Origin of the sequence: Vibrio sp. HA2012 (genome assembly GCF_002812955.1) — a bacterium.
Taxonomy (GTDB): Bacteria; Pseudomonadota; Gammaproteobacteria; order Enterobacterales; family Vibrionaceae; genus Vibrio.
Genome location: NZ_PFXK01000002.1, coordinates 277,703 through 303,661, shown reverse-complemented (window position 1 = coordinate 303,661; position 25,959 = coordinate 277,703). Strand labels below are relative to the sequence as shown.

Here is a 25,959-nt window from a genome sequence, read left to right as displayed (position 1 = left end):
AAAAGGCCCGTCAGTGAAAAAACCTGACGGGCTTCGGAGCCAAATAAAATAAACTCAGGACATCTGCTGTGCAAATGGCTTACTGGCTGGATTAAGTGTCCAGATATCCAGTTTAGCCTGACCTTTCAGCCATATGCCCGTGGCTTGCTTCGGTGTATATACCCTGCTGGACATAACGAATTCACCCTGATTAATAAAAATCTCTATCGACGAGGTATCAGCCCAAATACGCAGTTCAACCTGATCACACTCTTCCAGAGTCAGCTCACGAATGGTATCACCTTGTCTAAGCTCAGTTTTAGTGCGGTCAAGTAATAGGGTTCGGGTATCACTATCCAGACAGATATCCAGCTGATTATCCTCATCTTTAAACAGAGAAAGTGTACTGCCCCACTTCAGTGTTGTAGTCAGTTCATACGCCTTAGTCTGTAAATCAAAACCACTGTTATTCAGGTTTAGTACATGTTGCTCCCTGCGTAGAGACTGCATCTCTTTTATCGGCATCTGAAGCAGGTGACCATCCACAAAGACTATTTCACGCAATACTGTCAGTTGGTGCAACCAGCCATTATCCGTTGTCGGTTGATTGTCTTCATCCGGTAATCCCATCCAGCCACTCATTACTCTGCGTCCATCACAGGTTTGCATGGTTTGCGGGGCATAAAAATCAAAACCGTAGTCCAGATTCCGGAATTCAGAGAGTGTGATATCACCGTCTTTGCTCAATGCTGCTTTAGCAATGCCGTTATGATGCGGAATCGTATGATGCGGACTTCCGGATTTGATTCCCTGAGGACCAATCACAACAAAAAGCTGCTCACCTAATTTAAACATATCCGGGCATTCCCACATATAGCCGAAATCACCCAATTCATCTCCGCAAAGCTTATAGAAAGACCAGGTGTATAAATCTGATGATTTATACACAGCAAGACGGCCTTTAAGATCATCTCGCTGTGCACCAAGCAACATCAACCATTCATCATTATGCTTAATGATTTTAGGATCACGGCAGTGCGGAGTAACCTGCGGAGGAAGGTCGAAGATCACCGGTCCCTTTTTCTCAAAATGAATTCCATCTTTCGATACGGCCAGACACTGAGTGGTATGCCGGTCTCGCTGTTCACCCACCCGGACATTCCCTGTATAAAACAGCATCAGTTCATCATCCAGGCTAACAGCATGGCCAGAAAAAACACCATGGCAGTCGAACCAGTCTGACGGAGTTAACGGAACCGGCTTCCATTGCCAGTTGATCAAATCCTGACTGCTCAGGTGAGCCCAGTACTTATCTTTATGTTCACAGGAAAACGGGTGCCACTGATAAAACAGATGATATTCACCATTATGATAGATAAAACCATTAGGATCATTCAGTAACCCTCTTGGTGGGGAAACATGCCACAAGGGGCGATAATCACATTCAACTGGCACAGTAAAATCTTCAGCCATCGCCAGTTGATGTTTTGCAATATCTTTTCCCAGATTCAATAGTTCATCAGATGTCAATGCAGGGAATGTTTGATAGGTTATCTGAGAAAGCCTCTTGTTAAACTGACTATCAGCAATCTTGTTCCTGATAAGAGCCGGATTTCTTACCTCTACAATCAAACGTTCATCAGGAAGAAGGACACGAACGACATTCTCAATACCACCACAATCTTCTATAAATGGGGCTAGCAGCATACTTTGTACTCTCAATACGAATCGGGAACGTTTGCAACTCTATTTTAAGCTATCAGTAAACACAAGCTGAACACCCATAGAGTGGATAAAACTGTGAACTTGAACTGGTATTTTTCCGTATCATTCACTATAGAGAAAGCGTTTTCACCATACTATAAGCAGAATCTTGCTTATGATTTCGCTGACAAGTGCCTATCTGTATCAGATTCCTGTCTTTTTATAGGATATCACCCTTGTTCATTACATTTTCGCAATCGTTCTCATATTTATCACATAGAAACATAATCAACGATCACACAAATACTCTATGGAAAGGTAAAAAAACGATCATAATCACGTTTCAACCCTATTCTCTTTGACGAAAAGAAAAAGATATCGAAAAATCCATTTTGCAAACGTTCCCGAACAAACAATTTTTATCAAGTTACGTCTGTAAGATACGACATCAATAACTGGAGTAAATTATGAACTACCCTGCAGTAGCAAAAGAACTCTTAGAGCTGATCGGCGGTAAAGCCAATCTCGATGCTCTGGCACACTGTGCCACCCGCCTTCGCCTGGCTGTAAAAGATGAGTCTCTGATCCAGGAAGAAGCCATCGAAAACCTTGACGGTGTTAAAGGCCAGTTTAAGGTTGCCGGACAGTACCAGATCATCTTCGGCTCCGGTATCGTCAATAAGGTATACGCCGAAATGGCCTCTCTCACCGGGATGGCTGATATGTCCACCCGTGACGTGGCCGCCATCGGGGCACAAAAACAGAACATCGTTCAGCGGGCAGTAAAAGGTTTATCTGACATCTTTGTTCCTATTATCCCGGCTATCGTGGCTGGCGGTCTGCTGATGGGGCTGTTTAACGTACTGACCGCTAAGGGCCTGTTTATCGATGGCATGTCATTGATCGATGCCAACCCGGGTATGGCCGATCTGGCAAGTATGATCAACACTTTTGCTAACGCTCCTTTTGTTTACCTGCCGGTTCTGCTTGCCTTCTCTGCATCGAAGAAGTTTGGCGGCAACCCATTCCTCGGCGCAGCTCTGGGTATGCTGATGGTTCACCCTGATCTGCTGAATGGCTGGGGATTCGGTGGCGCAAGTGTGGCCGGAACTATTCCAACGTGGAACATCTTTGGTTTTGAGATTCAGAAAGTAGGATATCAGGGCTCGGTTCTGCCGGTACTGGTGTGTGCCTTTATTCTGGCCAAAGTAGAAAACGGGCTGCGTTGCGTTATCCCATCGGTACTGGACAACCTGCTGACGCCAATGCTGGCTATCTTTATTACCGGTTTCCTGACGTTCACACTGGTAGGACCGGCAACCCGTGACATCGGCTTCCTGCTGGGTGATGGTCTGAACTGGCTGTACGACTCCGCCGGTTTTGTCGGCGGTGCATTATTCGGCTTTATCTACGCACCATTCGTTATCACCGGTATGCACCATAGCTTTATTGCCATCGAAACCCAATTGCTGGCCGATATTGCCGTGACCGGAGGTACTTTTATCTTCCCTATCGCGGCGATGTCTAACATTGCTCAGGGAGCAGCTGCTCTGGCCGTCGGTGTAACGACAAAAGATGTGAAAACCAAAGGGATTGCCCTGCCGTCCGGTATCACCGCGCTGCTGGGTATTACTGAACCGGCAATGTTTGGTGTGAACCTGAAACTGCGTTATCCGTTTATTGCAGCAATCTGTGCTGCTGCGGTATCCAGTGCATTCCTGACCATGTTCAACGTAAAAGCTCAGGCTCTGGGTGCAGCGGGTCTGCCGGGTATCATTTCTATCCGTCCGGACAGCATCAGTGTGTATGTTATTGGTATGCTGATTTCTTTCGCAGTTTCATTTGCCCTGACTCTTGCTCTGGGTTCTCGTCAAAAATCAAAAGCGGGTGCATCGAAAGCAGCCACTGCATAATAATATCCCCCTAGACACAGCACATTATTAACCATGTGTCTTTGCAAAAAAGCCTGCCGGGTGGTTTTCTGGCAGGCTTTCTTTTTTATAGATTTGACTTTATTTTCCAAACCTTATTGAACGACTCTTCCTTGCAGCCTATGGCACACCATGACCTTTTGATGCGCCCCAAACCCGGAACCACTGCTCACGGGTCAGTTCGATATTCAGGGCTTCTGTCGCACTTTTTACCCGTTCAATCTTACCGGAACCAATAATCGGCAAAGGTTTTGCCGGCAAACGGCGAACCCAGGCATAAATAACCTGGTCAATCGTTGCAGCCCCCACTTCCTGGCGAATGGTTTCCAGTTCATGGCGAACCCGGACACCCTGCTCCGATTCACCCGAGAAAATCCCGCCACCAGCCAAACACGACCATGCCATAGGCCGGGTACGCAGCATCTGCATCTGATCCAGAGTACCATCATGTGCAACATCAAAATTCAGTGGGTTGATCTCAACCTGATTCGTTACCAGAGGTATATCCAGACGAGACTGAAGCAGTTCAAACTGACGCGGCGTAAAATTTGACACACCAAAGTGCGTTACTTTTCCTGACTGTTTTAGTTCAGCAAAAACTTCCGCAACTTCATCAGCATCCATCAGCACATCCGGACGGTGTATCAGCAGAACATCGATATTTTCCGTATTTAAACGTTGAAGAGAATGATCAACAGACTCAAGAATATGTTTCTTACCAGTATCGTAGTGATTAACCTTACGCTCAGGAAATTTATCGGTGCAGAGCTTAATATCACACTTAGTAACAATCTGAATCTTTTCCCGAATACTTTTTTCCAGCGCAAGCCCCTCACCAAACAAGCGTTCACACTCATAATTTCCGTAGATATCAGCATGGTCAACGGTTGTAATTCCAAGATCAATATGCTGTTTCAGGAAACTAAGGCGCTCTTGCGGACTCATATCCCACTCAGCCATACGCCAGTATCCCTGTACCAGCTCAGAAAATTCCGGCCCTTTCGGCGATAATTGTACTTTTGCAACCATACGGTTGTCTCCTTTCTCTTTAATGTCTGTTTCGGTATACCATAATGCAGATTATCCTAGACGGATTTCAGCCCTGCCTCAACGCTACGTTATCCATAGATGAATCACCGTCACTGTATTCTTTACCATCCAGAAAAGAAAAGGCTTCTGCCCTAAAAACAGAAGCCTTTTCTTTCTTGTTGATTATTAATGAAAAACCTGACTTGCAAAACTCAAATATCGGCTGTGTCCCATAAACTCTTTAAAAGCATTCCTATCCAGCTTAATCAAAGTTTCATGGTCACCGGCTTCCAGATATACATGTTCCAGTTCCGCCAGGGTTGTATCACAAACCATAGACATATGGTAAACATTCCCCATAGGGGGAACTGCACCGTGCCTGCAGTCTTCAAACATGTTATACACGTCATGCTCTTTGACCAGATGGTAGCTGGCACAAAATGCATCATTCAGAATAGACAGACTCACCTTAGCATTCGCCGGAAGAACTGCCATCATGTGTCGTCCTTCGTGATCCTCTAAAATAACCCCTTTTGCAATATGCATCGGAGGTACATGAGCCTCAATCGCAGTATGAAGTGAACTGATACTCGGGCTGTGATTGACGGTTTGATAAGGAATACAATGATCTGACAGATAATGATTTAAGCGGGTTGCAATGGTCATTTTAACCTCCGTACTCCATATACCCTTGTAAGTATAGTGAACAGATATCTTCTTCGCTGTAACCTTTACCATGATATTTTCTACGCCCCTTGCTTGATCCGGATAACGTTTTTAAGGCGTAGACGGCAGAATGATGTTTCTTCTGTATGAGTTATTTATGCTTTCCCGATATACGCTTCAAAAGGGATACACATGAAATATAAGATTCTTGGTCTGACCGTGCTACTGGTTTCTCCCGGCATATTGGCAGCAAACCTGTCTGTATCCACGACTACCAACAGCCGGGATTTCCCGTTATCTGCGGACAGACCACTGGTTATCCCACTTGCAAAAGACAGCTATACAGTAAAAATTTCTGATATCACAGGCGACTGCAGGGCACCAGATAAGCAAAAAATTCGTTTTAGCAAACCCATTGCTCTGAATTGCGGTACAGATACCCGGTTGCCACTTAAAATCCATTTTTCCGGTGACTACGCATTCAGCTATGACGCGGTTGCACATACCCTGTCTGTTACACGTCAGGCACAAAAAGCAACCGAAACTGAATTCAAGCGCCCGCTTCCCAACGTTCAGTGTGAAGCACGAATAAGTGACGTGGTCACAATAATTCTAAATGATACCTTCACTGATGGTACTGAACTCAGAGATGCTTTCACCGGAAAAACGGCCATTGTACAGTCCGGAAAGGTCTCTTTTATACCATCAAAAGAAAGCGGAGGACTGGTCTTACTGGAACCCGTAGAAAAACCACAGGCGAAAACAACACTAAACTGGAGAAATGCCAATATCTACTTTGTCATGGTAGACCGTTTCAATAATGCGGATCATACCAACGACCACAGCTACGGACGACACAAAGACGGTAAAGATGAAGTTGGTACCTTTCATGGCGGAGATCTGAAAGGGGTCACCGAGAAGCTGGACTATATTAAAAGTCTGGGTACTGATGCTATCTGGCTTTCACCGATTGTGGAACAGATACACGGCTTTGTCGGGGGAGGAGAAAGTGGCTCATTTCCTTTCTATGGTTACCACGGCTACTGGGCTCGGGATTTTACTAAAATTGATGAAAATTTCGGCTCAGAGACCGATCTGCAACAGTTAATTCAAGAAGCACATAAACGTGGCATCAAAGTTCTGTTTGATGCCGTAATCAACCATGCTGGATATTCCTCACTGGCCGATTTGCAGTTTGACCATATTGATGTTATCACCCCCGGAGGCACCTGGCCAACAAAGTGGGCCGACTGGACGCCGGAAACGAATCAGAACTGGCATAGTTATCAATCACACATCAACAAACAAAGTATCGCTTGGAAAAACTGGTGGGGCAGCGACTGGGTTCGTTCCAGGCTGCCGGGTTATCCACAGCCGGGAACCAGTGATACCACTCTTTCTCTGGCCGGTTTGCCTGATTTTTTGACTGAATCCGATACATCAGTGATCCCACCAAAATGGCTTTTAAATAATCCGGGAACACGAGTTCTGGCTCGTCAACATTATCGTGTGTCAGACTACCTGATAGAATGGCAGACAGACTGGGTAAAACGCTTTGGTATTGATGGTTTCCGGGTTGACACCGTAAAGCATGTTGAAGGAGATATCTGGAAACGGCTGAAAACCGAGGCCTCACGCAGCCTTAAGCTGTGGCAAAAAGCACATAATCAGACCGAACAGCCTTTCTTTATGATGGGAGAAGTATGGGGACACTCAGCCTACCGCAGTCCGTATTTTGATGATGGATTTGATGCATTAATCAATTTCGATATGCAGAAAAAAATGGATAAAGGAGCAACGTGTTTCAGCCAGATGGCCGATACCTACCAGAGCTATGCCGATACGCTCCGGACTGAGCCGGATTTTAACCCTGTCAGTTATATGTCATCACATGACACAGAACTATTCTTCAGCCGTTTCAAATCGATAGAAATGCAAAAAGCCGCAGCAAATGCCTTACTACTCAGTCCGGGAGCTGTTCAGGTTTACTACGGCGATGAAATAGCCAGAAATATCGGCCCGTATGCTGACGATTTTCATCAGGGAACTCGTTCAGATATGCTCTGGAAACTTGATGACCAACGCAAATCACTTCTGAAACACTGGCAGACTGTCGGTCAGTTCCGCCATTCCCATCCAGCAATCGGTGCCGGAGAACATAAGGTATTGGAGCAGAAAAATGCTTATGTGTTCTCCCGAACGCTGGGAGACGATAAAGTAGTCATAGCCTTTGCCGGTCAATAACATTCAGCAGACGGAGCATCTTCCAGCCCCGTCTGCTTATATCTTATCTGTACCAGACCATCATTTGCACCATCATGACACAAATCACTGAACTCTGCGCACCAAAACAGGGATAAAGGTAAAGTTAAGAACCAGATACACCATAAATATCAGTATATTATCTTTTGGCTTATTCCTTGAAAGGTTTCACTGTTATACCGTAATAACTTAGTGAATACAGGGAGATAAAGCATGCAAGATATAATGGCCGTTGTGCTGGCGGGAGGTGTGGGTTCCAGACTTTCCCCACTGACAGATAACCGGGCAAAACCTTCCGTTCCATTTGGTGGAAAATACCGGATTATAGATTTTACTCTGACCAACTGCCTGCACTCCGGGTTACGCAGGATTCTTGTACTTACTCAATACAAATCCCATTCACTGCAAAAACATCTTCGCGATGGCTGGTCAGTCTTCAATCCGGAGCTGGGGGAATACATTACGGTTGTTCCCCCGCAGATGCGTAAAGGAGAACAATGGTACAGCGGAACTGCCGATGCAATTTACCAGAACCTGTGGCTAATCTCACGTAACGAAGCAAAATATGTCATTGTTTTATCAGGAGATCACATTTACCGCATGGATTATGCCGCCATGTTAGAGCGCCATAAAACCACCAATGCCGATCTTACCATTGCTTGTATGGAAGTGCCTGTGTCAGAAGCTTCCGCATTCGGCGTTATGGCAACTGACACAGAACAGAAAATCATTGCTTTTACAGAAAAGCCAGACAAGCCTTTCCCTACTCTGGAAGATCCTGAAAAGAGTCTGGTTTCAATGGGTATTTATATTTTTACAACAGAGGCTCTTGAAGAGGCTCTGGAAACAGATGCCGCCGACCCTTTATCCAGCCATGATTTTGGCAAAGATATTATTCCCCGGCTGATCACTCAGGAAAAAGTGTATGCCCATCGTTTCGGTGGGCATGAAGGACGGGTTTCTCAAGATGCCTACTGGCGGGATGTCGGAACGCTGGACTCATTTTATCAGGCCAATATGGATCTGCTTAAACCTGTTCCGCCAATGAATCTGTATCAGAAAAACTGGGCAATCCGCACCTATGAGCATCAGCTTCCACCAGCCAGAACCGTGTCTTCCATCACCGGAAATGAAGGGATTTTTATTAACTCTATCATCTCCAGTGGTGTGGTGATCTCCGGAGGCTCGGTACAGAACTCTATTCTGTCTTCCGGTGTCATGGTCGATGATGGTGCAACGGTCGTAGACAGTATTTTACTTGATGATGTCGAAGTCGGAGAAGGCTGCCAACTGGTCAGATGCATTGTAGATAAACACGTAAAAATACCCCCGAACACAACTATTGGTGTCAACAAAGAAGAAGATCGAAAACGTTTCACCCTGTCAGAACAGGGGGTTGTCGTTATCCCGGAAGCGTACCAGTTCTAATTAATTCTTCCAAATACAGACGTAAGATAGGAATGGTTACCAGTATGAAGAATAAACCAGCTGGTAACCTCTATTAATGCTGAAATGCTCAATTATCAATGACGTTATTACCCAGACAAATAAGTACATCTGCCCAGATTGATTCATGCAGAGCGATGTTTACGCTTTTCGAAGTTTCACGCTAATCAACCAGTCTACAGAAATGCGTCCTGCACCAATGACTGCAAGATAAATCGTTACTGCCAGCAAAATTAAAGCAAACTCATATCCATTGTTCTGGACAAATAGTCCATTGTTAATATGAACAGTCATTGCCATCAGCATAGTGAATGCAGCCACAAGTGCAGCGGGACGAGTCAGTATACCCAGTACTAATGCCAGCCCCCCGAAAAACTCGGCACTACCGGCAAGTAAAGCCATCAAAAAACCAGGAACAAAACCAATACTTTCCATCCATTGACCAGTGCTTTCCAACCCATACCCACCAAACCAGCCAAACAACTTTTGGGCTCCGTGTGCCGACAAAATTATACCTAATGGAAGTCTGAGCAATAATGGGGCAATTCCTGCTTCAGACTGGAAAATCCTATAAAATCGTTGAGCGTTCATCATTATTCCTTGTTCTAGAATTATCAATCGTTGATATGAAAAATAACTATAATTGACATATTGATAAAGACACCTAACATTGATTAATTATCAACAATTCATTTATAAAATAGGTATGGACAAACTTTACATGATGAAAACCTTTCTGATGGTTGCTCAAAAGAGTTCTTTCTCCAGAGCCGCAGAAAAGTTAGATATATCACCCCAGTTGGTCAGTAAATATGTAACGGCATTAGAAGCTGATGTCCAGACCCGGCTGTTACAGCGCACGACCCGAACGGTATCACTTACGGAAGCTGGACGTTTGTATGCCAGTCGATGTGCTCAGATTCTGGATGATATTGAAGAAATGGAGAATTCTCTGGTGGACTGGCATCAGAACGTGTCCGGGCTATTAACCGTCAATGCCCCCATGTCTTTTGGACACCGTCATATGCCACGTCTTATTCTCGATTTTCAGAAACACTATCCCAGCGTAGAAATAAAACTCAATCTGACAGACCACAAAATAGATCTTGTTGAAGAAGGTGTTGATATTGCTCTGCGCATTGGTAATCTGAAAAATGACCACATAATTGCTAAAAAGATATCCGACATCAAAATTGCTTTGCTTGCGTCACCAGACTATCTGAAGCGTAAAGGTGTACCGTGCAGGCCTTCAGACTTATCCGGCCACAATTTTTTAAGTTATTCATACACTGATCAGGAGCAACTGATACAAGAGTTATTTGACTTAAATACGGAAACCATAGATCTTCACAGAACCATTTCTGCCAATAACGGGGATTTTCTTGTTAATGCAGCCATTTTAGGGGGAGGAATAACTATTCAGCCCACCTTTATCGCTAATGACGCTTTACAACAGGGGACACTGGTTAAGATCCTTCCGGATTACCAACCCAACCCCATTGGTTTATATCTTGTGTACGCAAACCGGCAATTTCTACCACACAAAATACGAGCTTTTATTGATTTCATCAGTCACCATTATGGTGATACCTCGTTCTAAAAAAATCAGAATATTCGATGTAATAGTGTTGTTGAGAAAAAAATTGATAAAAATTCGGGCCTGCTTCAGCAGGCCCCTGTCACGGTTCAGCAATCGTCCGACTCGAAGTCAATCTCCGGTACTGAATTTGCACTGGTCGGAGAACGGTAGCGTATATAACATTTATTTGCACCAGCATTTTCCTCAATCATGCCGTGCCAGTACACATACCCCCAACCAGCGCTATCGCTGTTATATACAGTACTAGCTCTCTGGTTCCAGTCTTCAGATGTTTTATCCCAGCTTTCTTCTGGAATTGGTATCGAAACGATCAGAGCAATTCCGCTGTCTTTCCCAGCAGGATAACCATAGGTCATCTCAATCGTTGTACCATTGTAATCAATCGTACTGGATTTTTTATTTTCCACACCATCGATAACCGCTTTGGCATGAGCTAATGCGGCTGCACTGTCCAGAGAACCTTTCAGCCCTTGCATGGTACTTATCACTGTTTCACTTTTCATATTCAGATACTTGGGCAATGCCGTCACTGCCAAAATACCCAATATTGTTATAGTGACAACCAATTCAATAAGGGTGAAACCACGTATAACCGATTTCTGTCGCAGAGTGTTTCTTGTCATTTTTATAACCAACTTCTTTAATATTAGTAACTTATTAGAGTTAATATTCTAATTTGTTGTTTTTGAACAGGTTATTTTATTGACTCTCTCTGCTGCCTACAATGTTCATTTTTGAGACAATTATCATTAATCTGAATAAACAGTGTCTTTAAGATTCACTCTCATAATCCATAGTTATGGTAGACACATAGATATAACTACCCGGCACAAGCACAAAAACGAGGAAGATCCATTAAGGTAGCAGTACCACTAACCGTTGTACCGTAAAACAATACCGGTTTTTTACCGAGATAATGAACAATTGAACCGTTTGCACAAGTGCTGCCGGTCGCAATAATAATATCGCACCAGTCAAGCACCTCATCCCTTTTTGTAAAGCCATCTTCAATTTCGATACCAAATTTGATGCTGCCTATCTTATCTTTATCCAAATCCAAATTACGTACCCAAAACTCACCGGAAAGCGCCTCAAGCATGCTGGGCTGTAAGCCGACCAAAGCAACTTTTACATCACCGTAATACTGCCTGATATGCGTAACCAACTGACAGGCACACTCTTCCGGATCGTTATCTTTACAGTGTATGGTTTTGTCTGTAAGACCAAGGTAGGCACATACTGCATTAAGCGAGGCAATCAACACCGCTCTTTCCCAGTTGTTTTGAGGCTCTCTTTCTATAATTGAAGCGATGGTTCCGGTAAATGGCCCCGGCATATCAGAAAATGCCTGCCCCTTGAAACCTTTAAATTCAGCCTGCATCAGGCGCTCTTTTCCGGTTAAAAGAGGGAAATCTTTCCTGTCCGGATTACCGATAGCCTCTTCGTTGGTCAGCACCTTACCTGATACCGTGACTTCTTCACCGGTAATATTATTCTCAACGGCTATCTGTCTGAATTTATCTACAAGACGGGAGAAAAATTGACTCTGTTCCATATTCGGGTGTCCTCTGCATTCTGTTTATTCTTTACAGTATGCATATATAAGGCCGGAGAAAGAAAATAACCCAGAAAATAATACTTCGCATTTCAACCAAATATATTGACCACAACATCATTAATGTGCGCTATGACAAACACTCAGTATCATTTCTATAATTTATGTCTGCTTTACGACAAGCTACCGAACCATCCTCCGCCGGCTAAAGGCGCTCAGAATTTATCTTTTAAACTTCACAGCGGTACCGCTGACACTGACCATCATCATACCGCCTTTTTGCCCAACAACTTCATAGTCAATGTCGATGCCAACAATACCATCGGCTCCCAATCTGCGCGCCTGCTCTTCCAGTTCAGAGAATGCGATTTCCCGGGCCTTACCCATTTCTTTTTCATAAGCTCCGGATCGCCCGCCAACAACATCCCGAATCGCACCAAAAATATCTTTAAATATATTCGCACCCAGAATGGCTTCGCCCACGACGACATCAAGATATTCCTGGATTTCTTTCCCGTCCACTGACGGTGTGGTTGTTTTTAACATAGGGGTTCCTTAGGCATTATCATCAATTTGATTTTTATAAAGTTCATCACGTTAACTTATTGATAAACCAATTCATGTACCAATGTAGCCGTCCGTTATAACGTAATCAATATAACGTCGTAATAAATGTGAAAACAGAAATCGGTTATTTAGAGGGTAAAAATAGAAATTTAAGAATATTCAGAATACTTCAGCGGCTTAACGACTGAATCCAGCCCTTCAACTTTTAGAGCCAGACACAACTGCATCAGTTCTCCCAGTTCGCCCTCAGGAAAGGATTCTTTGCGGGCAAACCAAAGCAGGTACTCTTCGGGAAGATCGATGAGTACCCGGCCTGCGTATTTTCCGAATGGCATTTTCATCCGGGCTAATTTAACGATGTTTTCTTTATCTAACATAGCTCAACACAGGCTTCTTTAATCTGAACCGATTACAAATACTCACACAGATAAGCCGTTGTGGCTTTAACCCGGATATCAAATGTAGAATCACCGGCAACATTAAAGGACTCCCCTTCGTTGAAGATAGTCCACTCTTCTTCACCGACACGTTTGATTACCAGAGCACCTTTAATCACCGTCATTTTTTCCGGCGCAGCAGTACCAAAAGTGTACTCTCCGGGAGCCATAACACCAACGCTACTGTCTCCATCCTGTTGGGTAAAGCCCAGAGATTTAACATTCCCGTCGAAGTAGGTATTTTCCTTGATCATTTCTTATTTCCTTTATTATCTATACAAACGGGCAGTTTCCTGCTGCCCGTCTGAATAATATATCCTCAAAGATAGCTTTTACCTACCCTTTTTGTCAGTTTGATCACTAGCTCATAAGGGATAGTTCCAACCTGTTTTGCAACCTGTTCCACCGGCAAATGATTTCCCCAGAATTCGACATCATCGCCGATTTTATCTTCCGCATCGACCCCTAAGTTAACCGTCAGCATATCCATTGATACCCGTCCAACAATCGGTACAATCCGTCCGTTCACCCAAACCGGCGTCCCCTCCGGAGCCAGGCGAGGATACCCATCCCCATATCCCATAGCAATAACACCTATACGGGTATCTTCTTCAGCAGTCCAGATTTCTCCGTAGCCGACTGGGTTACCAGCCTTGTGTTCTCTGACTGCAATCAGTTTTGATTTAAGCGTCATTACGGGCTTTAGTCCCAATTCTATACCAGTTTTATCTTCATCCGGTGAAATCCCGTACAAAGCAATTCCGGCACGAACATAATCAAAATGAGATTCAGGCCAGTACAATGCTCCGGCTGAATTTGCCAGCGTTTTTTCACCGGCATAAGGCGCTGTCATCGTAAGAAAACGATCCAGCTGACATTGTGTCGTAGATGAAGAAAGATCATCAGCACAACTAAAATGGCTGGCAAAACCCGGCTCACCATCCACATGCTCACAAGCCTGAAGGCGAGTGACATACTCTGCAACCTCTTCAGGGTGAACACCCAGTCGGTGCATACCGGTATCCAGTTTCAACCAGACTTTAATCGGCTTATCCAGTACCGTATTTTCAATATCCTGAAGCTGTTCCGGGTGATGAATGATCGTCTGAAATCCCTCGCTTGCTGCTATCTGTAAATCTTCGGCACAAAAGCAACCTTCCAGCAGCAGAATTGGCTGAGGAATACCGGCCTCCCGTAGCCATATTGCTTCTTCAATACGGGAAACAGCAAACATATCGGCCTGTTCCAAAGCCTTCGCCGCCTCAACCGCACCATGCCCGTATGCATCGCCTTTAATAACAGCGATTACCTTATCAGCATGGCTTTTATGCTTAATAAACTGGTAGTTATGCTGCAATGCTTTAAGATCGATAACGGCTTCTGCTGTGATCATGACTGATTCCTTCCAAACAAACAGGTGCACAAGACAGACCTATAGTCTTCAGCACTATAGGTCTGACCTGTCACTGATTAAGGGGGGCTGCTCAGACGAACCTGAACAGCCAGAAAAGATTTATTTTGTTACCTGAACAGAAGAAGATGCCTGTTCTTTCTCTGAAGAAAAATAACTCTTTGTTAAAGCAAATACTACCGGACTTAGTACAGCAAGTGCAATCAGGTTCGGAATTGCCATCATTGCATTCAATGTATCGGCAACCAGCCATACAAAATCCAGATTAAGGGCAGCACCAACCGGTACAGCGACAACCCACAAAATACGGTATGGCAGCACGGCTTTTTCGCCAAAAAGATATTCGACACAGCGTTCACCATAAATCGACCAACCGATAATTGTGGTAAACGCAAATACCGCCAGACCGATAGCAACCATATTACTGCCCCAACCGGGAAGCACGCTATCAAAGGCAAGGGAAGTCAGTGCAGCTCCGGACTCGCCCTGAGTCCAAGTACCAGAGATCACAATCACCAGACCAGTAATGGTACAGATAACCAGTGTATCCATAAACGTCCCCAACATCGCCACCAGCCCCTGCCGCACCGGATCACTTGTCTGAGCACTGGCATGAGCGATTGGCGCAGAACCCAGACCCGCTTCATTGGAGAAAATACCCCGAGCGACACCAAAGCGAATCGCCATGACAATACTGGCTCCGGCAAAACCTCCGGTTGCAGAAGCTGGTGTAAATGCATGGGAAAAGATCAACACAAAGGCATCCCCAATCTTATCTGCTTCCATACCGATAATCAGCAAACCACTGGCTATATAAGCTAACGCCATAAAAGGAACCATAGCTCCGGCAAATTTACCGATACGTTTAATACCCCCGATAATAACCAGACCAACAGCAACCATGGAAACCAGACCAACAACCAAAGGAGGAAAACCAAAATTGGCTTCTAAAACTTGAGCAATCGAGTTGGACTGAACCGTGTTACCTATACCAAAACCAGCTATCGCACCGAAAACAGCAAACAAAGTTCCCAGCCACGTCCACTTTTTCCCCATACCATTTTTGATATAGTACATAGGCCCGCCAACATAGGCACCATTTTCATCTTTTTCCCGGTATTTCACCGCCAATACAGCTTCCGCAAACTTTGTTGCCATACCAAACAATGCCGTAATCCACATCCAGAACAAAGCTCCAGGTCCGCCAATAAAAACGGCAGTAGCCACACCGGCAATATTACCGGTACCCACGGTTGCAGACATCGCTGTCATCAGTGCCTGATATGGCGGAATTTCACCTTCACCAGTAGACGAACGACCATCCCAGAGCAGCTTGAAAGCACTGCCCAGTTGCAGGATAGGAAAAAGTTTTAGCCCCAGGCTCAGGTAAATACCTATCCCCAGAATCAGAATCAGCATAGGCCATCCCCACACTATGCCGTTAATTTGGCTGATCACGCCAGTAATTAGGTCCATTTATCTGTCTCCGAACTATAAAATCTGTATTCAGGCCATCTTCCATATCAAATCAGGTATAGATATAAAGAACCGTTGGTCTTGATGCCCGAATACGTAAAAGCTATTTCGCCATATCGCCCTCAGAGTAGTACTCCCTGATAGCAATTTGCAGACCAAAAATAGAGAAGAGATAAATAGTAAAACCAGAAAACTGACAATGCTATGTTTTTGTTGTGCTATTCAGAAAAAAATGGCGATATCAAACTCCAAGATAGACGATCTAATCGGAATATAACTCCATAAATAAAAGAAAATTAAGAATTTTACAAATCAACCCTATGGCAGATATATTCACTGGAAAAAAACTATTTGTCCAAATATCAGTATCCATACCAACAGAAAAAAATGTCTGTCATGGTGCGAAATCCTGCCATTAAATGCACCAAAACACCCCAATTTGCATGTTTATGGTGCAAACATCAGTAAAATTCCCGGACAATAACCGGCTATTTTTCACACTACCATCAGATACATCTGACTTGCTGCATAAATGTGCAGAAAATTTTTCTGTGTTTTTCTCCCGTATAAAATATGGCATAACACGCAACCCAGTAAAATTATATAAATCCAACTAATCTCTTGTGGAAAGACAATCTCTCCCATCAAAACATCAAATCAAAATATAATCCTGAATTATTACAAAAATAAAGAACATTAAAAAATAAGAAAACAGCACTAAATGGCAAAAAAACAAGCCCACAACCTAATAAAAACAACACTTAAACTAGATAATTTTGTTTTTTTTTGCCTATGATAGGAAAAGTTGTCATGAATTTTGCTCTGCACTTAACACAACATACAACATATATGACCACAACAATCATCGTTCTCAGCTTCAGCATAAAGCCACAACGATATATGGAGAATAAAAATGGAATTACAAAAACCTTACCTTCTTTTTCTTGGCGATGCCGCTGATCCGCTAGCAGCAAAAGTTGCTCAGGGAATAAAGCAATGGCATCCGGAATACTGTGTGGGTCAGTTCCGTCTGAATACTTGTAAGGCTGATTGCGGCCTTGAAGACATGACTATTGAGACCGCCGTAAAAGCCGGAGCAAAAACACTGGTCATCGGTGTTGCTAACCGGGGCGGTATCATTTCGGATGAATGGATCAGTGTCCTAAAAGAAGCTCTTGAAGCCGGAATGGATCTTGCCGCAGGTTTACATAATCGTCTTAACGATATTCCTGAACTGGTAGACATTGCCCGGACCACAGGCAGAAAACTGTTCGACGTACGCTATCCAACTCAGAGTTATCCAGTTGCAAGTGGTAAAAAACGTTCAGGAAAACGCCTGCTGACCGTTGGTACTGACTGCTCTGTTGGTAAAATGTATACCTCACTGGCGATTGAAAAAGAGATGCAGGCACAAGGTTTCAACGTCGATTTCCGGGCAACAGGTCAGACAGGTATTTTGATCAGCGGTAACGGTGTCAGTGTAGACTGTGTGGTTGCTGACTTTATTGCCGGTGCTATCGAGACGATCTCTCCTGCCAATAGTGATGATCACTGGGATATTCTCGAAGGTCAGGGCTCCCTGTTCCATCCTTCTTTCGCAGGTGTCACAACAGGATTGATCCACGGAAGTCAGGCAGATGCGCTTGTTCTTTGTCATGAGCCAACCCGCTCTCATATGCGAGGTGTTCCTGAATATTCACTTCCGGGTCTGAAAGAGTGCATAGAAGCGAACCTTGCCACAGCCAGACTAACTAACCCAGATGTTCGTTTCGTAGGGATTTCAGTAAACACTTCTCAGCTTGGAGAAGCCGAGGCTCTGGCTCTGATGGATAAAATCGAAACCGAAACGGGTCTGCCGACTGTCGATCCATTCCGTCAAGGCGTTGGACGCATTGTAAAACGCGCTACCGGGGAAGCGTAATGAAAGTTCGAATTTACGCAACTGACTGGCCAATACGGGGAAGTTTTACTATCTCAAGAGGGAGTAAAACTCAGGCGGAAGTCGTCGTTGTTGAACTGGAAGCACAAGGTATCACCGGTCGTGGGGAATGCGTTCCCTACGCCCGTTATGATGAATCAGTCTCCAGTGTCCTGACACAATTGGAAAACATTATCCCTGAGCTCAAAGGTGCGATCCCGACAAGAGAGAAGCTCCAGTCTCTGTTGCCTTCCGGAGCAGCCCGTAATGCCCTTGACTGTGCATTCTGGGACTGGGAATGCAAAAAAGCGGGGAGCACTATCTGGGAAAAAACCGGTATTGTTCCACAACCTTTGGTCACAGCGTATACCCTTTCTCTTGATACTCCGGAAAATATGGAAAAAGCGGCTGTCGACAATGCTTACCGGCCACTGCTGAAACTAAAACTGGGCGGAGCAGAAGATCTGGCCAGAGTTCAGGCAGTTCGGAGGGGGGCTCCGGCGTCCAAAATTATATTGGATGCCAACGAAGCCTGGACAGCCGAGCTGTATAATGCACTGATCCCAGAGTTGGTTAAGCTAGATGTTGCCATGATTGAGCAACCTTTTCCGGCCGCTCAGGATGATATTCTTTCCACACTGGATCGCCCGATCCCGATCTGTGCCGATGAATCCTGTCATGACAGAGCAAGTCTGGAAAGGCTGGCCGGACTTTATGACATGATCAACATCAAAATCGATAAAACCGGTGGTTTAACAGAAGCCTTAGCCCTGAAAAAAGAGGCAGAAAAGGCAGGACTACAGGTTATGGTCGGCTGCATGCTGGCTTCTTCACTCAGTATGGCCCCGGCTTTTGTGGTCGCTCAGGGTGCAGATATTGTCGATTTGGATGGTCCGCTTCTGCTGGCAACCGATATTGAAAATGGGTTTGAATACACCACCAGTCAGATGTTGCCATTTTCTGCCAGACTCTGGGGCTGATTCTGAGGGAATGAATCCTTCCCTTTGAGTAGAATTAACGATTAGCGGGTTATGTTTACACAGCCCGCCAGATAGTAAGGATAAAAATATGATGGAACGAATTGTTTACGTAAACGGTGGCTATATGCCTGAATCAGAAGCAAAGATTTCTGTATTCGACCGTGGTTTTCTATTTTCAGACGCAGTCTATGAAGTCACAGCGGTACTTGACGGTAAGCTGATCGATAACGAAGGGCACATCGCCCGGCTTCAGCGTTCCTGTAAAGAACTTGGCTTGAAAATGCCGGTAACGCCAGAAGTACTAACCTCAATTCAAAAAGAACTTATCAAAAAAAATGCCCTGAAAGAAGGCGGAATCTACCTACAACTGACCCGAGGCAGTACTGGTGACCGTGATTTTGCTTTTCCTGCTGAAGACATTGAACCGACACTGGTTTTATTTACTCAAAGCCGTGAGTTAATCAACTGCGCGAAAGCGGAAAAAGGCATTGAAGTCATTTCCGTGCCAGATATCCGCTGGAGACGCCGCGATATTAAAACTGTCGGACTGCTGGCACCTTGTCTGGCCAAACAGGCAGCACTCGCTGCCGGAGCTTACGATGCTTGGCTGATCGAAGATGGCTATGTCACAGAAGGCAGTTCAAACAACGCTTATATTGTAACTGCCGATGGAAAACTGGTTACCCGCCCGCTAAGTAACAATATTCTTCACGGTATTACCCGAAAAAGCCTACTGCAACTAGCCAGTGATACCAATATCGAAGTGGAAGAACGGAACTTTACCATTGAAGAAGCTTATACAGCTAAGGAAGCCTTTATCAGCTCTGCAACCACCTTTGTCTGGCCGGTGATCAATATTGATGGTCACCAAATCGGTGACGGAAAGCCAGGAGAAATTGCCAGGAAGCTGCGTGACATATATATAGAAATCGCACTGTCTACTGCCAATTAGCCTGTTCAATCGGCAGCGGCTTGCCACTACAGGCTGCTGCCAGTGTAGTAGCTTATTCACTTAACTTATATACCAAAAGGTATAATTCAATTATATCTATATAAATACACATACCACTACTGATAACAATATTATTAGTGAATTAAATTTCTTTATTTAACAGACCAGTAACAATTGGTGCTTAAATCCTTACTTGGCCTGTACTTCGTGTTGAACTAGCCTTTTGTTATAACTAAAAAACAAAGGCTAGGTCTGTACTATGGATATGGTGAAATGGCTCCTCCGTTATGGACTACTCTCTGCTTTACTCTTTAGCGTCAACAGTCGGGGCGAAGAAACTCCAGATAATGTTTCTGCAAATAAACTGGTTATTCTGAACTGGGCAGAATATTTGGATCCGGAACTGATCGATAAATTTGAGAAAGAATTTAGTACGGATATTTCAGAAATTTATTTTGAATCTGATGAACACAGAACTCAGATATTAATAGACAACCACGCTTTAGGATTTGATCTTATCCTGACATCGGGTATCAACCTCGAACCTTATGCACACAGAGGATGGATTGCTCCGCTTTCTCCGGATCTTATTCCGAACAGAGCGCATATTAATTCGAAATGGCTGACAGCCTTCCCCGGAGCAAAAGAATACGGTGTGCCTTATTTTTGGGGAACCACAGGTATTTTATACCGAAAAGACAAAATAAAATATCAGATTACCAGTTGGATGAACCTGTTCCGGCCAGATCCAATCCTGAAAGGGAAAATAGGCATGTTCGCTGATGGTAATGAAATTATCAGCCTGGCATTGAAAGCCTTAGGCTATTCCCTTAATGAGGGGAGTCCGGAAGCTCTGGCTCAGACATCTGCATTACTCAGCCAGCAAAAAGAATATGTTCGCTCCTACCAGTATCTGTCACTGAGGCGTGATTCAGAAATTCTCTCCGGTGATTTATGGATGTCCATTGCCTACAGTGGTGATGCGCTGATGGTAATGGAACACGACTCACATAACAGGCTGAACTTCACCATACCGGAAGAAGGGACTAATCTCTGGGTGGATTATTTCACTCTGGGAGCAAAAGCAAACCGCCCGGATCTGGCTTATGCATTTATCAACTTTCTGAACCGGCCGGACAACGCTGCACAGGCAGCACTGTATACCTACTGCGCCACTCCGAATGACAGCGCCAAAACTCTGCTTCCGGATGACTATTTGGATAACCCCATTATTTTTCCGGATAACGATGTACTGATGAAATCTGAACAATTTCGCTCGATCCCACCTAAGCAATTAAAACAAAGAAACTTGATCAGCAATACGTTGGTTAATGGAGGTGAACATGCGCCTGAATTCTAAGATAAGTCTGATCATTATTCCGTTAATCACCATTCCTCTATTTTTAGTGGGTGTTTATTCATATTACCTGCTGTGGCACAAAAACATGGATAACAGCCACACTCAACTTGAATACTATGTCAACCATCTTAAAAAACACGTTAATGAGCAGTTGACTGAGTCCACCATCACACTGAAAACTTTAGCTAAAGACTCACTGGTAAAGCAATATCTGCTAACTGAAAATGAAGCAGACAGGTATATGCTGATGCAAAAACCTATGCTATCTAAACTATCCTCTATTCAGCAATCCAATCCAAAACTGCGGGAAATCAGCCTCCTACTGCCAAATGGATATGAAGAATTACGTATATCCAACAGGAACAGCGTGAACTATACCGAAGACGAATCAGAATCTGGTTTTTTTAAAGCAATGCAAAAAAAGCATGCCGGTTTCTACTATTTTGTCGATAAAGATCCAGATATAAACCAATATGTTATGTATATATCAACCCCTGTTATCTTCAGAGATAGAACCCGGGACACCTTCACAACTCGTCCTCAGGTTCGGGGTTATCTCACCGCAACATTTGAACTGGAACCACTGTTATTTCCACAAATCCCTGCACCATGGGATAAGGGCTCGACATTTCTGAGTGGAAATGACCGGATATATTTATCGCACAGTACGCAGAATCAGGATCCGATACAGGATCACTCTCTGCAACCGTTACAGGATCTACCTGTAAATCAGTGGAGTAGCACTTCTGTTAATAACCACAAAGTACAGCATTTTTCTGTTGAATTAACGGATGGACTCGTCTTTCATATCTACATTCCGGAAAGTATACTGCTGGCCTCTTCTTTGAGTATCAACAGCTTTATCCTGGCTCTCGCCGCGTTAATGTTGATAATATCGGTTCCGTTAATGCTGAAACTATTCCGCCGGCATGTACTTCATCCTATCGACACCCTGAATCAGGCACTGGATCAATTAAAATGCAATGGAACAGTTCCTAACCTGCAGACAACGACCAGTGACGAACTGAATAAACTGGTTGCTTCGTTTAACCACATTAATACCGAGCTTTATCGGTCTAATCAGAGAATACGCAACCTTGCCTACATTGATACGCTGACAGGATTACCAAACCGTACCCTATTTCAGCGTAACCTGCTGCGGGCAATCGATTATGCCGAACGTGAGCATGAGATGCTGGCACTACTCTATCTTGATTTAGATAACTTTAAATACGTCAATGACAATATGGGGCATGCCACCGGTGATACTCTGTTGCAGACAATTGCTAATATCCTCAGAGAATCTTTACGCACCGATGATATGGCTACCCGGGTAGGAGATGATGATCCGAAATCACTCGATCAGAATGAAAGAGATAATTTTTCCAGACTCGGTGGAGATGAATTTACAATTTTGCTACCGCACCTGAAAGCGCCTTATCAGGCAGGACTTATTGCGGAAAGAATCATTGATGCGATTAACAGACCAATCCCTATTGGTGATCACACTGTTTATATTACAGCCAGTATCGGTATCGCCTTATGGACTGATGACACCAATGATTCAGAAGAACTGGTAACCTGTGCGGATCAGGCCATGTATCAGGCAAAACAGAGCGGTAAAAATAAATACTGCTACTATTCCCCAACCATCAGTAAACAGACCAAGGAAAGGGCCAAAATCGAGCAACGTTTGTATCAAGCCACGGAAAGGGGCTGTTTTGAAGTTCACTACCAGCCCATTGTGGACAGTATGGATCTGAAAATTCAATCCTATGAAGCGCTGATCCGCTGGAATGATGAAGAACTGGGTTTCGTACCACCGGATAAGTTTATTCACATTGCCGAAGAAAATGGCCTGATTATGCGTATAGGCTTATGGATCATTACCAACGTCTGCGCCCAAATCCAGCAATGGCATAAAGCCGGTTACTCCAACTTTAAGGTCGGGATCAACCTCTCTGCACTACAGGTCAATAATGCAGATATAGTGAAGGAGATTGAAACTAGCGTAAAACACTATGATATTCCTTATGAAAGTCTGTACGTAGAGCTGACAGAGTCTTCTGTTATCAAAGGCGATGAACAAGTCATGAGGAACCTTAGAAAACTGCGTGAAATAGGAATCCATGTAGCTCTGGATGATTTTGGTACTGGGTACTCCTCACTGGGTTATCTGCGAACCCTGCCCATTGATATCCTGAAAATTGACCGAGCCTTTATTAAGGATCTGCATGAAGGCAATAACAGTACCATTCTTTCGGCAATTGTTACTATGGCTCACGCGCTGCATATGAAAGTCGTCGTCGAAGGTATTGAAGAACATGAACAACTGCAATACCTGCCACAGAAAAGCAGCGTGCTGATCCAAGGTTACCTGTTCAGTCCACCAAAACCGGCAGAAGAAGCCATTCAATTACTGAAAGGACAGCATGAAATAGAAGAGCGACTTAACGAGCCTCATAACCGGTAATTTTCCGGTATATATATCGACAGAACAGGCTCCGGATAATCCAGAGATCCGTTTCATTTCTATTCAAACCCGAAGGTTTGAAAAAAGTTTAAGGAAATGGGTATAGAAAAGTCACTTCCCATACGAAAAGTGACTTAAAACAGTAAAAAACGGCCTATATAACAAATATTGGTTATGAACTATAAAACGTTCTTTTCAGAGCAAGTTCCAAACCTCTGACTTCAGCAAGACCTTTTAACCGGCCGATACAGGAATAACCGGGATTGGTTTTCTTATGCAGGTCATCAATCATCTGGTGGCCGTGATCCGGACGCATAGGGATCAGGCGGGTTTGACCGCTTTGTTTACGGCGATACTCTTCTTTTAGCAGAGCATTAACGACGCTGTACATGTCCACATCACCTTCAAGATGTGCCGCTTCATGGAAATCTTTTGGATTTTCTTCACGTTGAGTCGAACGCAAATGAGTGAAGTAGATACGATCACCATAAGTTTCGATCATTTTTACCAGATCATTATCTCCGCGAACACCATACGAACCGGTACACATCGTCAGACCATTCATCGCACTCGGTACGGCAGTCGTTAACCACTCGATGTCTTCAATGGTTGAGACAATACGCGGCAGACCCAGAATCGGACGCGGCGGATCATCTGGATGAACCGCAAGTCTGAGGCCATATTGTTCACAAACCGGCATGAGTTCCTGCAGAAATGCAGCCATGTGCTCTCTCAGGTTGTCTTTAGATACGTCTTTATAGGTATCCAGACGAGCCTGAAACTCTTCCAGAGTATACCCTTCTTCAGCCCCCGGCAGACCAGCAATAATATTCGACGTCAGCTTATCAATATCAGCCTGAGTCATAGCCTCATAACAGGCTTTTGCACTCTGTTGCTCTTGCGCAGAATATTCATCCTCAGCGCCAGGCCGCTTCAGAATAAACAGCTCAAAAGCCGCAAAAGCACTGTGATCAAAACGCAAAGCTTTAGAACCATCAGGCAGTTCATATTCCAGATCCGTCCGGGTCCAGTCCAGTACCGGCATAAAGTTATAGCAGACGGTATCAATGCCGCACTGAGCCAGGTTTTCCAGTGTCTGTTTATAATTTGCTATCCACTGCTGGTAGTTACCGCTGCGGGTTTTAATTTCTTCATGCACAGGAACACTTTCGACGACAGACCAGACCAATCCTTTTTCGGTTATTAACGCCTTACGTTTCTCTATCTCTTCGATACTCCAGATTTCGCCGTTAGGAATATGGTGAAGTGCGGTCACGATACCAGTAGCCCCGGCCTGACGAATATCATTTAACGATACGGGATCGTTAGGTCCGTACCAACGCCATGTCTGTTCCATACATTTATCCTTTCTATAAGCCTATTTTCAGCAAGCTTTTGAGCCAGAGTTAGTTAGATAATCAATCATCTCTATGATGCAACCTGGTAAGAACTGAACAGATAGCCATCAAAGTTAGGATCATCGACATCAGATAATTCAAACAATGTTTGTTTTACATTTTCCAGGTGCTGCCACATCGCTTTTCGGGCAGCAATAGGATCTTTTCGTACCAGAGCCATATATACTTTTTCATGATCCGCCAGCCAGCGCTGACGGTAATCCTGAACAGAAATTCGTTCATGCAGGCGTTGCCACATCTGGCTTCGGTTACGTCGTTCCCACATATCCTTCACCATGTCGCTCAATACGCTGTTTTGTGTGGCCTCAGCGATAACGATATGAAACATTTCATCACCATCGTAATCGCAACGATTACCTTCCAGGTGCATACGTTCCATATCCAGCGCTTCACGCAAACGGGAAATATCGTTCTTAGTCACCTGAGTTGCCGCAAATTCTGCAACATGACTTTCCAGAAGTTGACGAGCCTGCAGCATTTCGAACGGTCCGACGTCATCATCGTCCTCTACCTGAGAATGCTCATCTTCTGCAACAGATGAAGACAGATTCACAGCCAATTCATCTGTCGGAGTATTGATTACATAAACGCCGGAGCCTTTTTTAACTTCAACCAAATTTTTCAGTTCAAGCATAATAAGCGCTTCACGAATTACAGAGCGACTTACATTCATCTTCTCGGCGATATCCCGTTCAGGCGGAATCTTATCTCCGACGTTATATTCTCCGGAAGCGATCTGGTCGATCAGTCGCTGACCTATTTTCTGATAAAGGCGCGTTGTATTACTCATTTCTA

General features: G+C 44.3%; 22 protein-coding genes. 9 read left to right on the top strand and 13 right to left on the bottom strand.

Annotation, left to right across the window (positions count from 1 at the left end; genetic code table 11):
• Positions 1 to 54: 54 nt before the first annotated feature.
• The gene (locus tag CSW98_RS05205; RefSeq protein ID WP_100799400.1) at positions 55 to 1,686 is read right to left on the bottom strand and encodes a glycoside hydrolase family 32 protein; all 1,632 of its coding nucleotides are present in this window, start codon (positions 1,684 to 1,686) and stop codon (positions 55 to 57) included.
• A gap of 464 nt (positions 1,687 to 2,150) precedes the next feature.
• On the opposite strand from CSW98_RS05205, the gene CSW98_RS05200 reads away from it, so the two are divergent.
• Entirely contained in the window at positions 2,151 to 3,596 is a 1,446-nt protein-coding gene (locus tag CSW98_RS05200) for a sucrose-specific PTS transporter subunit IIBC (RefSeq protein ID WP_100799399.1), read from the top strand.
• 138 nt (positions 3,597 to 3,734) lie between these two features.
• Here CSW98_RS05200 and CSW98_RS05195 read toward each other — a convergent pair whose 3' ends face one another.
• Positions 3,735 to 4,643 (bottom strand): aldo/keto reductase, encoded by a 909-nt coding sequence (locus tag CSW98_RS05195; protein WP_100799398.1) that lies wholly within the window; start codon positions 4,641 to 4,643, stop codon positions 3,735 to 3,737.
• Positions 4,644 to 4,829: 186 nt separating this feature from the next.
• Positions 4,830 to 5,309, bottom strand: coding sequence for an aminoacyl-tRNA deacylase (locus CSW98_RS05190; RefSeq protein WP_100799397.1), 480 nt, complete (start codon positions 5,307 to 5,309; stop codon positions 4,830 to 4,832).
• Positions 5,310 to 5,501: 192 nt separating this feature from the next.
• Between CSW98_RS05190 and CSW98_RS05185 the strand changes: the two genes are divergently transcribed.
• Positions 5,502 to 7,553 carry an alpha-amylase gene (locus tag CSW98_RS05185; RefSeq protein ID WP_100799396.1) on the top strand — a complete coding sequence of 684 codons (2,052 nt, stop codon included), beginning with the start codon at positions 5,502 to 5,504 and terminating at the stop codon, positions 7,551 to 7,553.
• A 231-nt stretch (positions 7,554 to 7,784) separates the two neighbouring features.
• Entirely contained in the window at positions 7,785 to 8,999 is a 1,215-nt protein-coding gene (gene glgC, locus CSW98_RS05180; RefSeq protein ID WP_100799395.1) for a glucose-1-phosphate adenylyltransferase, read from the top strand.
• A gap of 159 nt (positions 9,000 to 9,158) precedes the next feature.
• Here the strand turns inward: glgC and CSW98_RS05175 are convergent, their stop codons facing one another.
• Entirely contained in the window at positions 9,159 to 9,608 is a 450-nt protein-coding gene (locus tag CSW98_RS05175; protein WP_100799394.1) for a DoxX family protein, read from the bottom strand.
• Positions 9,609 to 9,738: 130 nt separating this feature from the next.
• Here CSW98_RS05175 and CSW98_RS05170 point away from each other — a divergent pair, with 130 nt between their 5' ends.
• Positions 9,739 to 10,617, top strand: a complete 879-nt coding sequence (locus tag CSW98_RS05170; protein ID WP_232733476.1) for a LysR family transcriptional regulator — start codon at positions 9,739 to 9,741, stop codon at positions 10,615 to 10,617.
• Positions 10,618 to 10,703: 86 nt separating this feature from the next.
• Here the strand turns inward: CSW98_RS05170 and CSW98_RS17785 are convergent, their stop codons facing one another.
• From CSW98_RS17785 to CSW98_RS05135, 7 genes are all read right to left on the bottom strand, one after another.
• On the bottom strand, positions 10,704 to 11,240 hold the full coding sequence (locus tag CSW98_RS17785) for a type II secretion system protein (protein WP_100799393.1): 537 nt from the start codon (positions 11,238 to 11,240) through the stop codon (positions 10,704 to 10,706).
• A gap of 197 nt (positions 11,241 to 11,437) precedes the next feature.
• Positions 11,438 to 12,172, bottom strand: coding sequence for a Rossmann-like domain-containing protein (locus tag CSW98_RS05160; protein ID WP_100799392.1), 735 nt, complete (start codon positions 12,170 to 12,172; stop codon positions 11,438 to 11,440).
• 222 nt (positions 12,173 to 12,394) lie between these two features.
• Entirely contained in the window at positions 12,395 to 12,718 is a 324-nt protein-coding gene (locus tag CSW98_RS05155; protein WP_100799391.1) for a heavy metal-binding domain-containing protein, read from the bottom strand.
• A 170-nt stretch (positions 12,719 to 12,888) separates the two neighbouring features.
• Positions 12,889 to 13,116 (bottom strand): DUF3820 family protein, encoded by a 228-nt coding sequence (locus CSW98_RS05150; protein WP_100799390.1) that lies wholly within the window; start codon positions 13,114 to 13,116, stop codon positions 12,889 to 12,891.
• A gap of 32 nt (positions 13,117 to 13,148) precedes the next feature.
• Positions 13,149 to 13,430: a pyrimidine/purine nucleoside phosphorylase gene (gene ppnP / locus CSW98_RS05145; protein WP_100799389.1), complete on the bottom strand. Its 282-nt coding sequence runs from the start codon at positions 13,428 to 13,430 to the stop codon at positions 13,149 to 13,151.
• A gap of 65 nt (positions 13,431 to 13,495) precedes the next feature.
• Positions 13,496 to 14,569 (bottom strand): alanine racemase, encoded by a 1,074-nt coding sequence (gene alr, locus CSW98_RS05140; protein WP_100799388.1) that lies wholly within the window; start codon positions 14,567 to 14,569, stop codon positions 13,496 to 13,498.
• Between the two features lie 120 nt (positions 14,570 to 14,689).
• Positions 14,690 to 16,063 carry an alanine/glycine:cation symporter family protein gene (locus CSW98_RS05135; protein ID WP_100799387.1) on the bottom strand — a complete coding sequence of 458 codons (1,374 nt, stop codon included), beginning with the start codon at positions 16,061 to 16,063 and terminating at the stop codon, positions 14,690 to 14,692.
• 913 nt (positions 16,064 to 16,976) lie between these two features.
• On the opposite strand from CSW98_RS05135, the gene dgcN reads away from it, so the two are divergent.
• The 5 genes from dgcN to CSW98_RS05110 all read left to right on the top strand — a co-directional run bounded on the left by dgcN (position 16,977) and on the right by CSW98_RS05110 (position 23,746).
• The gene (gene dgcN / locus CSW98_RS05130; protein WP_100799386.1) at positions 16,977 to 17,984 is read left to right on the top strand and encodes an N-acetyltransferase DgcN; all 1,008 of its coding nucleotides are present in this window, start codon (positions 16,977 to 16,979) and stop codon (positions 17,982 to 17,984) included.
• Positions 17,984 to 18,961 carry an N-acetyl-D-Glu racemase DgcA gene (dgcA, locus tag CSW98_RS05125; protein WP_100799385.1) on the top strand — a complete coding sequence of 326 codons (978 nt, stop codon included), beginning with the start codon at positions 17,984 to 17,986 and terminating at the stop codon, positions 18,959 to 18,961. The genes dgcN and dgcA overlap by 1 nt, the downstream gene beginning before the upstream one ends.
• Positions 18,962 to 19,049: 88 nt before the next feature.
• A complete protein-coding gene (locus CSW98_RS05120; protein ID WP_232733475.1) occupies positions 19,050 to 19,913 on the top strand; it encodes a D-amino-acid transaminase in 864 nt (287 codons plus the stop codon).
• 259 nt (positions 19,914 to 20,172) lie between these two features.
• Complete coding sequence (locus tag CSW98_RS05115; RefSeq protein ID WP_100799384.1) at positions 20,173 to 21,273, top strand: polyamine ABC transporter substrate-binding protein; 1,101 nt, start codon at positions 20,173 to 20,175, stop codon at positions 21,271 to 21,273.
• Positions 21,257 to 23,746: a bifunctional diguanylate cyclase/phosphodiesterase gene (locus CSW98_RS05110; RefSeq protein ID WP_198517276.1), complete on the top strand. Its 2,490-nt coding sequence runs from the start codon at positions 21,257 to 21,259 to the stop codon at positions 23,744 to 23,746. Before CSW98_RS05115 ends, CSW98_RS05110 begins: the two co-directional genes overlap by 17 nt.
• A gap of 172 nt (positions 23,747 to 23,918) precedes the next feature.
• On the opposite strand, the gene uxuA is transcribed toward CSW98_RS05110, so the two are convergent.
• The gene (gene uxuA / locus CSW98_RS05105; RefSeq protein WP_100799382.1) at positions 23,919 to 25,103 is read right to left on the bottom strand and encodes a mannonate dehydratase; all 1,185 of its coding nucleotides are present in this window, start codon (positions 25,101 to 25,103) and stop codon (positions 23,919 to 23,921) included.
• Positions 25,104 to 25,174: 71 nt separating this feature from the next.
• Complete coding sequence (locus CSW98_RS05100; protein WP_100799381.1) at positions 25,175 to 25,954, bottom strand: FCD domain-containing protein; 780 nt, start codon at positions 25,952 to 25,954, stop codon at positions 25,175 to 25,177.
• Between the last annotated feature and the right edge of the window lie 5 nt (positions 25,955 to 25,959).